This window comes from Paenibacillus sp. Y301 (assembly GCF_059445505.1).
In genome coordinates, this window is the sequence record NZ_JCAIUL010000024.1 from 33,338 (window position 1) to 47,108 (window position 13,771).

At 41.0% G+C, this 13,771-nt stretch carries 13 protein-coding genes and 1 other RNA gene; all 14 read left to right on the plus strand.

Annotated features, from left to right (window positions below; genetic code table 11):
- Positions 1-344 precede the first annotated feature (344 nt).
- Positions 345-896 (plus strand): DNA-directed RNA polymerase subunit delta, encoded by a 552-nt coding sequence (rpoE, locus tag AC1D69_RS24110; RefSeq protein ID WP_495458656.1) that lies wholly within the window; start codon positions 345-347, stop codon positions 894-896.
- 331 nt (positions 897-1,227) lie between these two features.
- Entirely contained in the window at positions 1,228-2,829 is a 1,602-nt protein-coding gene (pyrG, locus tag AC1D69_RS24115; RefSeq protein ID WP_495458657.1) for a CTP synthase, read from the plus strand.
- Between the two features lie 220 nt (positions 2,830-3,049).
- The gene (locus AC1D69_RS24120; protein ID WP_495458658.1) at positions 3,050-3,433 is read left to right on the plus strand and encodes a response regulator; all 384 of its coding nucleotides are present in this window, start codon (positions 3,050-3,052) and stop codon (positions 3,431-3,433) included.
- 292 nt (positions 3,434-3,725) lie between these two features.
- Complete coding sequence (gene fba, locus AC1D69_RS24125) at positions 3,726-4,580, plus strand: class II fructose-1,6-bisphosphate aldolase (RefSeq protein WP_495458659.1); 855 nt, start codon at positions 3,726-3,728, stop codon at positions 4,578-4,580.
- A gap of 200 nt (positions 4,581-4,780) precedes the next feature.
- Positions 4,781-6,034 (plus strand): UDP-N-acetylglucosamine 1-carboxyvinyltransferase, encoded by a 1,254-nt coding sequence (gene murA / locus AC1D69_RS24130; protein ID WP_495458660.1) that lies wholly within the window; start codon positions 4,781-4,783, stop codon positions 6,032-6,034.
- A gap of 169 nt (positions 6,035-6,203) precedes the next feature.
- The gene (rho, locus tag AC1D69_RS24135) at positions 6,204-7,550 is read left to right on the plus strand and encodes a transcription termination factor Rho (RefSeq protein WP_495458661.1); all 1,347 of its coding nucleotides are present in this window, start codon (positions 6,204-6,206) and stop codon (positions 7,548-7,550) included.
- Between the two features lie 76 nt (positions 7,551-7,626).
- Complete coding sequence (locus AC1D69_RS24140) at positions 7,627-8,901, plus strand: radical SAM family protein (protein WP_495458662.1); 1,275 nt, start codon at positions 7,627-7,629, stop codon at positions 8,899-8,901.
- 132 nt (positions 8,902-9,033) lie between these two features.
- Positions 9,034-9,231: a 50S ribosomal protein L31 gene (gene rpmE / locus AC1D69_RS24145; protein ID WP_495458663.1), complete on the plus strand. Its 198-nt coding sequence runs from the start codon at positions 9,034-9,036 to the stop codon at positions 9,229-9,231.
- A gap of 270 nt (positions 9,232-9,501) precedes the next feature.
- An RNA gene (gene ffs, locus AC1D69_RS24150) (signal recognition particle sRNA large type) lies at positions 9,502-9,769 on the plus strand.
- A gap of 180 nt (positions 9,770-9,949) precedes the next feature.
- Positions 9,950-11,707 carry a DNA polymerase III subunit gamma/tau gene (gene dnaX, locus AC1D69_RS24155; protein ID WP_495458664.1) on the plus strand — a complete coding sequence of 586 codons (1,758 nt, stop codon included), beginning with the start codon at positions 9,950-9,952 and terminating at the stop codon, positions 11,705-11,707.
- Positions 11,708-11,739: 32 nt separating this feature from the next.
- Positions 11,740-12,051 (plus strand): YbaB/EbfC family nucleoid-associated protein, encoded by a 312-nt coding sequence (locus AC1D69_RS24160; RefSeq protein ID WP_068646981.1) that lies wholly within the window; start codon positions 11,740-11,742, stop codon positions 12,049-12,051.
- Positions 12,052-12,078: 27 nt separating this feature from the next.
- Positions 12,079-12,678, plus strand: coding sequence for a recombination mediator RecR (recR, locus tag AC1D69_RS24165; protein ID WP_495458665.1), 600 nt, complete (start codon positions 12,079-12,081; stop codon positions 12,676-12,678).
- Positions 12,679-12,796: 118 nt separating this feature from the next.
- Complete coding sequence (locus AC1D69_RS24170) at positions 12,797-13,075, plus strand: DUF2508 family protein (RefSeq protein WP_495458666.1); 279 nt, start codon at positions 12,797-12,799, stop codon at positions 13,073-13,075.
- A 36-nt stretch (positions 13,076-13,111) separates the two neighbouring features.
- Positions 13,112-13,381 (plus strand): pro-sigmaK processing inhibitor BofA family protein, encoded by a 270-nt coding sequence (locus tag AC1D69_RS24175; protein ID WP_495458667.1) that lies wholly within the window; start codon positions 13,112-13,114, stop codon positions 13,379-13,381.
- Positions 13,382-13,771: the final 390 nt, after the last annotated feature.

Genomic DNA, 13,771 nt, shown 5'->3' on the forward strand with positions numbered 1-13,771 from the left:
CGAACAGGAGTGGGAACTTGCCCTTATTTACGTAAATAGGCACTGAATTGTTGTCAAAGTGAAGCTGCGTACATAATATAAACAGAAGAGACCGGAAGGCTCTTACGACACTCCCATTTAGGAGTTTCTTCCTCGGGGAATGGATACAGTCAGGAGGCAGGGATACCCCTGCCTTTTTTATTGTATAAATTTGTGAGGAGAGATTGTGGAACATAGCATATCAACCAGCCCAGTATTAAAACTTGCAATTTAATCCCAAATAGGTTTTACTTATTTGTGTTAAAGGATATGTTGATTAATATTACGTGTAAAAATGCACATTGCGTGAGAGGAAGTGTTCATAAGTGAGTGCCCCACTCCATTTAAAACTTGATCCTGAAAGAATCAAGGAAATGCCTATGGTTGATCTTGCTTTTGCTATTTTAAAGACCGTTAATACGCCGTACTATTATCTTGACCTAATGACAGAGGTAGCCAAACAGCGAGGTCTTAACGAGAAAGAAATGAATGATCTGATTGCACAGTTATATACCGAGATTAATATCGACGGACGGTTCGCTTGTGTAGGAACGAATCTGTGGGGATTGAAACGGTGGTATCCTGTGGATCGTTCGGAAGATCCAATCTCTAATGCTAAGCGTCCAAGAATTATTAACGATGACGATGATGATCTAGAAGACGACGACTTCGCTGATGAAGAAGAAACATATGCTGGCGATGAAGCAGAAGACTTCGACAGAATTGATGAAGATCATGACGACGTTTATAGTGATGATGATTCTGAGGAAGAAACGGAAGAAGAAGTTGTTCTAGAAGACGACGATTTGGATGACGCTGATGATTCCTCAGATGATGTTGACTCAGAAGAATTTGATGACTCCGAAGATAGTAAATAACGAATACATTTGGCGACCCATTTGTGTTAATATCTGGAGTCGGATAATAATGTGTTCCTTACTTGACACAGCTCATGCCACAGAGTAAACTATTGCATGGGCTTATGATTGAACTGAAATAATTTTGAATTGATAAAAAGTGCCCCCGTACTACGGGTGTCACTTTTTTGTTTTTTTTTATAGGGTTAACAACAGAAACTATGCCTTTTGGAAAAGAATCGCATATTGTTATTTACCATCAAGAGTAAAAGAGTAAGGAAATACTTATAGGTTACGATAATACCATATGTCGCCTGCATTTCTGAACTTTATAATAGGAGGTTTTTTTACAGTGACAAAGTATATTTTTGTGACGGGCGGAGTTGTGTCTTCTTTAGGAAAAGGAATTACCGCCGCATCACTTGGCAGGTTGCTCAAAAACAGAGGGTTAAAAGTAACAATTCAGAAGTTCGATCCATATTTGAACATGGATCCAGGAACCATGAGTCCGTATCAGCACGGTGAAGTATTTGTAACGGATGATGGAGCTGAGACTGATTTGGACCTTGGCCACTACGAAAGATTTATTGATATTAACTTATCCAAGAACAGCAATGTAACGACTGGGAAGATTTATTCCTCCGTTATCAGCAAAGAACGACGTGGTGAGTACTTGGGGGGAACTGTTCAGGTTATCCCGCATATTACGAATGAAATTAAAGAACGCGTATACCGCGCTGGCCGTGAAGCTGGATCAGATGTTGTTATTACTGAGATCGGCGGAACAGTAGGGGATATAGAAAGTCTTCCATTCCTTGAGGCAATTCGCCAAATCAAGAGTGATATCGGACGTGAAAACGTTATGTACATTCATGTTACTCTTATTCCATATATTAAAGCAGCTGGTGAAGTGAAGACGAAGCCGACTCAACATAGTGTGAAGGAATTGCGCAGTATCGGAATTCAACCTAACGTAATTGTATGTCGTACGGAACATGAACTTTCAGCAGATATGAAAGCGAAGATTGCGCTATTCTGTGATATTGACGAAAATGCAGTCGTTGAATGTCGTGACGCGGATACACTTTATGAAGTGCCGCTTAATTTGCGTGACGAAGGACTTGACGAGATCGTTGTCAACCATTTGAAACTGACTACTCCGTTGGCTGATATGACAGAGTGGGAAGGTCTAGTGAACCGAATTCAGAAGCTTGATAAAACAGTGGAAATTGCCATCGTTGGTAAATATGTTGAACTGCACGATGCTTATTTGAGCGTTGTTGAATCGTTATCTCATGCAGGCTTCGCTGCAAATGTTGAAGTTAAGATCCGTTGGGTCAACGCAGAAGAAATTACTGAGGATAACGTGAGGGACACGCTTCAAGGTATAAGCGGAGTTTTGGTACCAGGTGGCTTCGGTGATCGTGGTATTGAAGGTAAGATTACAGCTATTCGATATGTGCGTGAGAATAACATTCCGTTCTTTGGAATTTGTCTAGGTATGCAAGTGTCTGTTATTGAGTATGCTCGCTCCGTCCTAGGTCTTGAAGGTGCGAACAGTTCTGAGATTAATCCATCCACAGAATATCCTGTTATTGACCTATTGCCTGAACAAAAGGATATTGAAAATTTAGGCGGTACAATGCGTCTTGGACTATATCCATGTAAGCTTCAACCAGGATCATTAGCTATGAGTTGCTATGATGATGAATTAGTATATGAGAGACATCGTCATCGTTATGAATTCAATAATGAATATCGTGAAGCTATTGAAAAAGCAGGATTGATTATATCAGGAACATCTCCTGATGGACGTCTTGTAGAAATCACTGAGTTACCAGGACATCCATGGTTCTTGTCTGTACAATTCCATCCGGAGTTCACGTCCCGTCCGAATCGTCCACAGCCGTTATTCCGTGAGTTTGTTAAAGCATCTGTGAAATATCAAGGTTAATTTCTTTAAATTCAGAGGTCTCCTTAGGATAATGCTACAAGCTTGAGTTCAGTAAGAGAGCTTCTTGTAGCAAAATCACTAAGAGGCCTTTTTTGTAAATTTAAATGTTTTAGCAGGAATTTAGCACTTGGTTGAAGAATAACATTAAATGGTTTTCTTTCAGAAATGAGGGAGTGTGAAAGAAAGCAATTTGTGTTGATTTGCGGGAGGTTATTAACGGGTGGATAATAAGAAGTTATTGATCGTAGATGACCAAAACGGTATTCGTATTCTGTTGATGGAAGTCTTCAGTAGTGAGGGTTATGATACATTTCAGGCAGCAAATGGTAAGATTGCTTTAGAGATTGTTCAGCAGGAAACACCAGATTTAGTGTTGCTTGATATGAAGATCCCAGGTATGGATGGACTTGAAATACTGAAACGGATTAAAGAGATCAATGTCGACATTAAAGTTATTATGATGACCGCATATGGGGAATTAGACATGATCAAAGAGGCGACGGAGCTCGGGGCACTGATGCACTTCACCAAGCCGTTCGATATTGATGAGATGCGAGTTGCTGTTAACACGCAATTGAAGAATAACTTGGAAAAGTGTAATTAGTCATATTGAATCCAATTCTGCTTAGGAGCAGAATTTTTTTTGAAGTTTTATGACTTATTAATAGTGAAATCTTAAAAGCTTTCTAGGTGTCGTGTTAGGAATGTGCCATCTCGCACAGCGGGCGTTGAAACATATACTTATACTTTAAAAGCGACATTAATACTTGTTCGTGCCATTTTATGAATCAAAAATGCATGTTTAGTATTTTTGAAATGATGTGGTATACTATAGTTTGTATGAGATGTCGGCTAAATAATATAGACAATACCAACATTTATAGGAGGATTGGACCATGCCATTAGTATCTATGACAGACATGTTGAACAAAGCACTTAAAGGAAAATACGCAGTTGGTCAATACAACATCAATAACTTAGAGTGGACTCAAGCGATTCTTGGTGCAGCTGAGCAAGAAAAATCACCAGTAATCCTTGGAGTATCTGAGGGAGCAGCTCGTCACATGGGAGGTTTCTATACTGTTGTTAAAATGGTAGAAGGACTTTTGCATGACATGAAAATCACTGTTCCAGTTGCGATCCATCTTGATCACGGATCTAGCTTTGATAAATGTAAAGAAGCGATTGACGCTGGATTCTCTTCCGTTATGATCGATGGTTCACATCATCCAATTGATGAGAATATTGAAATGACTAAGAAAGTTGTTGAATATGCTCATGCTAAAGGCGTTTCCGTTGAAGCTGAAGTCGGAACTGTTGGCGGACAGGAAGATGACGTTATTGGTGGAATTATGTATGCTGACTTGGAAGAGTGTATCCGTATCGTTAAAGAAACAGGTATCGATACTCTAGCTCCTGCACTTGGTTCCGTTCATGGTCCTTACCTTGGTGAGCCTAACCTAGGATTCAAGGAAATGGAAGAAATTCGTGACGCTACGAATATCCCAATGGTTCTTCATGGTGGTACTGGTATCCCAACAAGTGATATTGATAAAGCAATCTCATTGGGTACTTCCAAAATCAATGTAAATACTGAGAATCAAATCGTATTTGCAAAAGTTGTTCGTGAAGTACTTGCTGCGAAACCAGATGCATATGATCCACGTACGTTCATCGTACCAGGTCGTGACGCAATCAAAGAAACAGTTATTGGTAAAATCCGTGAGTTCGGTTCTAACAACAAAGCGTAATAACGTCTATCGTGTACAATTGCACAGGAAAATGTATCTTAATTCTTTCATGAATCAGGACAGGTCCTTTGGGTTGTCCAGTTAAATAGTTTGATATGGAGAGCACACCGCTAAGCCGGTGTCTTTCCATTTTTATCATATAAAGCCAATAACGGTTATCGTTTGCCGGCTGCATAACACGTAGGGGGACCCTTAAGCTTATGGAAAAATTGATGATCACTGGCGGACGACCATTGCAGGGAACAGTATCTATCAGTGGCGCTAAGAACAGCGCTATTGCCTTGATTCCGGCTGCTATTCTGGCAGAATCAGAAGTGATTTTGGATAATCTGCCTATTTTGAGTGATGTAGCGGTGTATGCCGAAATACTGGAAGAGCTTGGTGCAAGTGTTACCTGGGAAGGCAGTCAAATGAAAATTAACCCTTCCTCAATCAAGTCAATTCCCATGCCGAATGGCCCTGTTAAGAAGCTTAGGGCTTCATATTATATGATGGGTGCTATGCTAGGTAGATTTAATGAAGCATTAATTGGCCTGCCGGGAGGCTGTAATTTTGAACCCCGTCCTATTGATCAACACATTAAAGGTTTTGAAGCGCTAGGCGCAACAGTAACAAACGAACATGGGTCTATTTATTTGTATGCTAAAGAACTGCGGGGAGCAAAGATCTATTTAGATGTTTCTAGTGTTGGTGCTACCATTAATATTATGCTAGCTGCCGCCCGTGCCAAAGGTTCTACTATCATTGAAAATGCGGCTAAAGAGCCTGAGATTATAGATGTTGCAACACTCCTCAATTCCATGGGAGCCGTTATTAAAGGTGCTGGTACAGAAACTATTCGTATCGAAGGCGTCTCAGAACTCCACGGCTGCCGCCATTCCATTATTCCCGACCGTATTCAAGCAGGTACTTATATGATAGCTGCCGCTGCTACACGCGGAGATGTTCTGATTGATAATGTTATCCCTAAACACATGGAGGCTATGACTGCCAAATTGTTAGAAATGGGTGTACACATCGAAGAATTAGATGAGAGCATTCGAGTTGTTGGGCAAAGGAATTATGAAGCTGTCGATGTAAAGGCTCTGGTCTATCCTGGATTTCCTACAGATTTACAATCGCCTATGACTAGTCTTCTTACGCAAGCTGAAGGCGTTAGTGTCCTAAGTGATTTTGTTTACAGTAGTCGATTTAAGCATGTCCCTGAACTGGTAAGGATGGGAGCTAAGATCCGAGTAGAAGGAAGATCTGCTATTATCGAAGGAAGTAAGTTGAATGCTGCCAAGGTTAAGGCAACAGACTTACGAGCTGGGGCAGCACTTGTTATTGCGGGGCTTACGGTGGACGAAGGAGTTACAGAAGTGAGTGGAGTGGAGTTTATTGACCGTGGTTACGACAACATTGTCGAGAATTTCCGCCGTTTAGGAGCAGAGTTATGGCGTGAGACAGAGTAAGCTACTGTATCGTCATGAGAGGATATGCAAATTTGCTACTCACATAGTTGGCATAATTTGCATATTTCCTTGTTAATTGGGTAATGCTATCTTAATAAAGTAATTTCATAGTTTTATAGATTGCTGAATAGGATATAAGGACTTATAAAATTGAATAGGTGGTTATTAAATGGATCTGCAAATTTCTGATTTAGAAGAAATGAAGCTGACGGATTTATACAAGCTGGCGAAACAATACCAGATTTCGTATTATGGGCAGCTTAAGAAAAGGGAATTGATCTTTGCTATTCTGCGGGCGCAAGCTGAGCAGAGTGGATTGATGTTTATGGAAGGCGTACTGGAGATACTTTCTGAAGGCTATGGCTTCCTTAGACCTATAAATTATTTACCGAGTACTCAGGATATTTATATCTCTGCATCACAAATTCGCAAATTTGATTTGAGAACAGGAGACTTGGTATCTGGTAAATGTAGAACTCCTAAAGAGAATGAACGTTACTTTGGATTGCTTCAGGTTAACGCAGTGAATGGAGAGAATCCACAAACAGCAGCAGAACGTTTACATTTCCCAGCACTAACTCCTCTTTACCCACAGAAAAAGCTTGTGCTTGAAACATCCCCAACGCATTTATCTACACGTATTATGGATTTGCTGGCACCCGTAGGTTTGGGACAACGTGGACTCATTGTAGCACCTCCAAAAGCAGGGAAAACGCTCCTCTTAAAAGAAATTGCCAACAGTATTTCAACTAACAATCCCGAAATTTCACTCTTTGTACTACTCATTGATGAACGTCCAGAAGAAGTTACAGACATGCAACGTTCTGTAAAAGGAGAAGTCATTGCGTCTACATTTGATGAATTGCCTGAGAATCATATTAAAGTGGCAGAGCTTGTGTTGGAACGTGCGTTACGGTTGGTTGAACATAAAAAGGACGTCGTGATCTTGATGGACAGTATTACTCGGTTAGCCCGTGCATACAACCTTGTTATTCCGCCTTCTGGTCGTACCCTTAGTGGGGGGATAGACCCAGCGGCATTTCATCGTCCCAAACGATTCTTCGGAGCAGCACGTAATGTGGAAGAAGGCGGAAGCTTAACGATCCTTGCAACAGCATTAGTGGATACAGGTTCTCGGATGGACGATATTATTTATGAAGAATTCAAAGGTACAGGGAATATGGAACTGCATCTTGATCGTAAGTTGGCAGAACGTCGTATTTTTCCAGCTATCGATATTCGTCGTTCAGGAACGCGGCGTGAGGAAGTTCTCTTAACTAAAGAAGAACTAGATACCATCTGGGCTATTCGCAAAAATATGAATGACTCCTTTGAATTCGTGGATGGATTCATTAAGAAATTGCGTGATTGTAAGACAAATGATGAATTTATTGCTTCCTTTGATGCTTCATCAGCAAAACCAAGTAATAATGGCAGTAGCAACAACAATAGTGGTAAGCCAAGTCCTGCCCGTAGAACTACTCGCCCTTCAACATCTTCTGTGTCATCATCTTAATTATTATTAATGAAAATGGTTAAATATAAAGTCCCATTGCGGCAAAATATAGATTATTTACAAAAAGGGGAACATCATGTATCTGGTATACGCGGATGAACAAGGAAATGTATTTGATCATCCTTCACTTTATGGGCTTGCTCGTAGTGGAGATATGATCGTTGAAATGATGGAAGATGAACTTATTCCATTACCTGAAGGTGCTACTTTAGTGGGGCTACCAAGTACTCGTGCTGTGGGAATGGACCCTGAAACGGGTGAAATGATGCCATTACCAAATGATGCGCAAGCTGTCGGTGCGCTTCTACCACAAGGATATACAAGATTATGCCTCCCAGGTTATGTGAAGACAGATAAAGAATATAAATTACCGCTATTCGGTTATTCAGCAGTTGTGTGGAAAGACGGGAAATTCTACGTTGCTGCACAATTAACGGATGACCCTGAGAAGTGGAATCCTTTGAATTGTGATACTGACGATTTAAATGAGGGTGTACAGCGTTTAACTGAGAAGTATCCAGATAATAGGTTATATACTCATCTATCCAATTGTGCTCTAGGATATGAGTGTCTTACGTCTTCTAACACATTCCTTAACCGGTGGGAAGGTGGCGTTCCAGTATCTCATTCTTGTAATGCAGGCTGTTTCGGTTGTATCTCTGAACAACCTGATGATAGTGGTTTCGTATCTCCACAGACTCGTATGGACTTCCGACCAAGAGTCGACGAATTAGTGGAAGTGATGTTAGAACACTTGAAGACACCGGAATCCATTATTAGTTTCGGACAAGGATGCGAGGGTGAACCTTCAACACAAGCGAAGATTATTATTGATGCTATCCGCGAAGTTAGATCGGTTACGGATATGGGTTATATTAATATTAATACGAATGCTGGATTGAATGATCATATTCGTGGAATTGTGGATGCGGGTCTAGATCTCATGCGTGTAAGTACGATTAGTGCGCTTGATGATCACTATAATGCATACTATAAACCTAGAGGATATAATCTAGCTAACGTAGAGAAGTCTTTACGATACGCTACCGATCAGGGTGTATACACGTCCATTAACTATCTTATATTTCCAGGTGTAACGGATCGTGAAGAGGAAATTGAGGCTATGGTTGAATTCTGTCGACGTACTGGATTGAAATTGATTCAAATGCGGAATCTTAATATTGACCCTGAGAGTTATTTGGGATTAATCCCGCCAGCTCAAGGTGAAATTTTAGGCATGAAACAGATGATTGATATTTTTAAAGCGGAGTTACCGGAAGTGGTAATAGGTTCCTTCACGCATGTTCCTCCAGTGGGAATGGCACGACCAAAGAAGAGTATTGCATTGTAAGAAACTGTACTTTGTAGTGACGGTATGGTTAAATAAAATATTGCACATGATAAGTGAACCTGTTACAATGCTATTATATGTCCACATAACTCTGTGTCCACATGAGACTCAGGGCGGAAAGAGGTGAAAGTCATGCAAGAATCAATCCAACCGAAATTTCATATTACTACGGCTACTTGTGCTTGTGGTAATACATTCGAGGCAGGTTCTGTTAAAGAAAACCTTCGCGTAGAAATTTGCTCCAACTGTCATCCGTTTTACACTGGGAAACAAAAATTCCTGGATGCTGGTGGCCGCGTTGATAAATTTAAGAAAAAATACGGCGTTTAATTTGGATCTTTGCTGCTTGTCAGCATGAGATGCCGAAACATACGAAATCCCCTACTCTTCAAAGAGTCAGGGGATTTTTTATGTTTATGTTGGAGAAATAAACGTTATTAACTTCTCCTAACAAGGGGTTATATCTATTAAATTAATTTCAATAGTTCGAACGATGTAACTTATTAGCGCATTGCTTATTTAGAATAAAATGAATTAAATAAAGTTCGGGTGATATTACATGGTTGATTTTTGTGCATCCATGGGATATAATTGTCCTCACCGTGCTAGACGGGGAGGTAGCGGTGCCCTGTAACTCGCAATCCGCTGTAGCGAGGTTGAATTCCTGTTAGAGGTTTTGTCGATGTAAGGTCTTGGTCCCTGTGTGCTATGTTGACGGTTGGGTCCTTCGCAATGAGTGCTTGTGAACCTGGTCAGGTCCGGAAGGAAGCAGCCATAAGCAAGTTACTCTTGTGCCGAGGGGAAGCCTAGCCCGAGTAGCTGCACAGGATTGCCGCTTGGATCGCAATTATCAATAACAGGTGCACGGTCTTGTTATTAATATGAGTATTTCTATTTGCATCTTTGCCTTTGAGCAAAGATGCTTTTGCTTTTTTTTGATATAATATGATCGTAACGATGAATTCAAGTTTTGCTGGACACCTGAATATAGTATAATGATGATGCGACTAAGCGTCATGAAGTGGAAGTTGAAAGAGGGTAACGCAAAGTGAAACATATAGCGCTGTACCGTGCTTGGCGGCCGCAGTCTTTTCAAGACATGGTGGGACAACAGCATATTATTCAAACGCTGCAGAACGCAATACGCGAACAGCGGGTTTCTCATGCCTACCTGTTCAGCGGCCCGCGTGGAACTGGGAAAACAAGCGCTGCAAAAATACTGGCGAAAGCCGTTAACTGTGAGCGGGGACCTGGACCAGAACCTTGCAATGAATGCGAATCTTGCCGGCGTATAACCGCTGGGGCAGTGATGGATGTGCAAGAAATTGATGCTGCATCTAACCGCGGTGTCGAAGAAATTAGAGATTTGCGCGAGAAAGTTAAATATGCGCCAACGGAAGTCAGACAGAAGGTTTATATCATTGATGAAGTGCATATGCTGACGACAGAAGCCTTTAATGCCTTATTGAAGACGCTAGAGGAGCCACCTTCTCATGTGATGTTTATTTTGGCGACGACGGAACCACATAAACTACCGGCCACCATTATTTCACGGTGCCAGCGTTTTGATTTTCGTAGAGTGTCTCTAGATGAACAAACAGAGCGTTTACGACGCATTTGCGAAGAAGAAGGCATTAAGGCTGAAGATGAGGCGCTTCAATATATTGCACGATTATCAGACGGTGGGATGCGTGATGCACTTAGCATTCTAGATCAAATCGCATCTTTTACAGAGGGTGTTGTTTCGTACCAACAGGTTCTAAATATGTCTGGTGGGATCGCCTCTGAGCAGTTTGGAAGGTTGGCACAAGGTTTACTTGATGGAGATGTAGGCCTGGTGCTACAAATGGTTGAGGATTTCATGCAGGAGGGAAAAAGTGCAGATAAGTGCATGGAGAACCTGCTGTATTATTTCCGAGATCTACTTATGATCAAAATGGTACCGCACGCGGACAAGCTGACGGACAGGGTGTTGAATCCGGAAGAATATAAAGAGATGGCAGAGACATTCACTCGTGAACAGTTGTTCCAAATGATTGATATTTTGAATCACTATCAAAGTGAGATGAAATATGCTTCACAGCCACAGACGTTATTTGAAGTAGCCTTGCTTAAATTAAGTAATTTACCAAATGGTACACAAGAGGTAGTTACGGTAGGGGGTTCAAGTGAAAGAAAAGCATCACCACCTGCTGATTCAGGAGATATAACTCTTTTGAAACAACAGATAGTAGCTCTTGAGAAAAAGCTTGAGAAATTCATGCAATCAGGTGCTCCTTCTGGAAATGGTAAGGATAGGAATGCAAGCTCACGGCCATCTGGAGGTGGGATGCCGGCTCCGCGGATGTCCTCGACGACTAAGATCCCTCCACATATGGATCAATACTTGATTCATAAGAATAGCGACGCGTTTGCAACGATTCAGAAGCAATGGGGTCCTGTTCTGCAAGGGGTTAAAGAAGAGAAGGTCACTGTTCATGCATGGTTTATGGATGGAGAGCCCGTATCTATACTTGAGGATTCTATATTAGTGGCTTTCAAGAATAATATTCATCGAGAGACCACGGAGAAACCGGCGAATAGACAGGTTATTGAGCATGTGATGGAATCTAAGCTGGGCAAACCGTATCATCTGGTCACCATTATGCAACGGGATTGGATGGCAGCGCTAGAGGGATCCACACAAAAGGCTAAAGAGGAACTAAAGTTAGAACATGAACACGAAGATGGTGAGGAGAAATCCCAACCATGGATTGACGAGGCTCTTCAATTATTTGGAGAAGATCTTGTGGTTATCAAAGAATAGCACAAAGATGTGCATAAAAGGAGAGTCTACTCATGAATAATATGAATCAAATGATGAAACAAGTGAAGAAAATGCAGGAACAAATGTTGAAGGCACAGGAAGGCCTTGCTACGAAGACTGTTGAAGGAAGTTCTGGCGGTGGCGTAGTTACAGCTGAAGTGAATGGACACAAGAAACTACTTTCTATTACGATTAAACCAGAAGCGGTAGATCCAGAAGACGTAGAAATGCTGCAGGACCTGGTGATGACAGCGGTGAATGATGCCCTGACTAAAGCGGATGAGCTTGCTAACGATGATATGGGTAAATTCACAGGCGGAATGAAAATACCTGGCCTGTTCTAATTTTTCAGCTGAAGGAGATTTTTAGATTTGTATTATCCCGAACCTATAGCAAGACTGATCGAATCCTTTACTCGATTGCCGGGTATTGGTCCCAAGACGGCTAGTCGTTTGGCATTTCATGTCATCACAATGAAAGAGGATGATGTCATTGATTTTGCGAAGGCGCTCGTTAGTGTTAAGAGAAATCTTCACTATTGTTCTGTCTGCTGCAATATAACGGATACTGATCCATGTCGCATATGTCAGGATAAGACGAGAGATACATCTGTCATCTGTGTTGTTCAAGATCACAAAGATGTAGTGGCCATGGAACGAACGAAAGAGTTTAATGGTTATTATCATGTACTTCAAGGCGCGATCTCTCCTATGGAGGGGATTGGCCCTGATGAGATTCGCTTAAAGGAACTGTTAAATAGACTTACTGATGAGCGAGTGAAGGAACTTATTCTAGCTACGAATGCTAATATCGAGGGAGAAGCGACAGCAATGTACGTTTCAAGATTGATTCGACCCTTTGATATTAGAGTAACTCGTATAGCTCATGGATTGCCTGTTGGAGGCGATTTGGAGTATGCGGATGAAGTTACACTGTCCAAGGCGCTAGAAGGACGAAGAGAGCTGCACTGATCTGATTCAAATAGAATTTAACGAAGAAGTCCCGAATGGGGCTTTTTTTTTGTTCTAAGTTTGTCCTTTTCTCGATATGTATAAAAGTGAGGATATATCAGTTGAAGGAGGACTACTTATGAAAAGAATAAAAAAATCATGGGGTGGCGTACTTAAGAATCATAACGAGAATGAGCATGATTCTGATTGGAGTGTCTATGCGGATATCCTTCAGGCACAGGCAAATTGGCAGGAGGCATATATGTATTTTGAAGAAGCTTTAGGGGATGATCAAGTGGACTATGCCATTTATATGCTGGAAGCAGCAGAGCGTAAATATCAGATGCATTTAAAACAGGCAAAGAAGTTAGGGATAAGTCGCAATCAACTTACAGAGAAAAGGGAAATTACAGGGTAGTTTAATGGACACCATTAGAAAGGAGAATAAATATAGATGAAATGGATCGTAACAGGGGTACTGGTTATATCCCTATTTTCTCTGCTGTTTATTGTATTTAAGAAAAGATTAGGCTTAGGTTGGCTGACTGTATTTGGTACACACTTGGTACTAGCAACCTTAGGAATCTATTTAGTTAACTTCTCTGGACTTATGACAACTGTGCATATTCCAATTAACCCAGCCACCATAGGAACTGTTATGGTTCTAGGACTTCCAGGGGTCGCTCTTCTGTATGGATTAAAATTTATTGTGATTGGGAGTTGACGTCGGCCGTTTAAATGTGTTACATTATATCTCGCCCCTTTGAAAAGGCAAACAAGCTTGCCGAAAGGCAAAATTGAGAAGAAATAAATTTCTTAAAAAAAGAGCTTGACGAAATGCCGGGTAGCATGATAAGATATAGAAGTTGTCGCCGAGAACAACTGGTAACAACAAAACGAAAAAATTGGTCTTTGAAAACTGAACAACGAGTGAGTAGATTTCACGAAAGTGAAATCAAAACAAATGAGAAATCATTTGATAGAGAAATTAATTTCTCGTCAGTTTGTTTTAAATGAGCATAATCGCTCTTTCTAAATTGATTCCAAATCACTGCAAAGCTGATTTGAAATCAATATAATTTGGAGAGTTTGATCCTGGCTCAGGACGAACGCT

Bases quoted from the DNA above. Each gene is read 5' to 3' on its own strand.
- AC1D69_RS24175 (WP_495458667.1), top strand. From the start codon at position 13,112: ATGAAATGGATCGTAACAGGGGTACTGGTTATATCCCTATTTTCTCTG.
- rho (WP_495458661.1), top strand. From the start codon at position 6,204: ATGGATCTGCAAATTTCTGATTTAGAAGAAATGAAGCTGACGGATTTA.
- AC1D69_RS24140 (WP_495458662.1), top strand. From the start codon at position 7,627: ATGTATCTGGTATACGCGGATGAACAAGGAAATGTATTTGATCATCCT.
- fba (WP_495458659.1), top strand. From the start codon at position 3,726: ATGCCATTAGTATCTATGACAGACATGTTGAACAAAGCACTTAAAGGA.
- murA (WP_495458660.1), top strand. From the start codon at position 4,781: ATGGAAAAATTGATGATCACTGGCGGACGACCATTGCAGGGAACAGTA.
- AC1D69_RS24170 (WP_495458666.1), top strand. From the start codon at position 12,797: ATGAAAAGAATAAAAAAATCATGGGGTGGCGTACTTAAGAATCATAAC.
- rpmE (WP_495458663.1), top strand. From the start codon at position 9,034: ATGCAAGAATCAATCCAACCGAAATTTCATATTACTACGGCTACTTGT.
- AC1D69_RS24160 (WP_068646981.1), top strand. From the start codon at position 11,740: ATGAATAATATGAATCAAATGATGAAACAAGTGAAGAAAATGCAGGAA.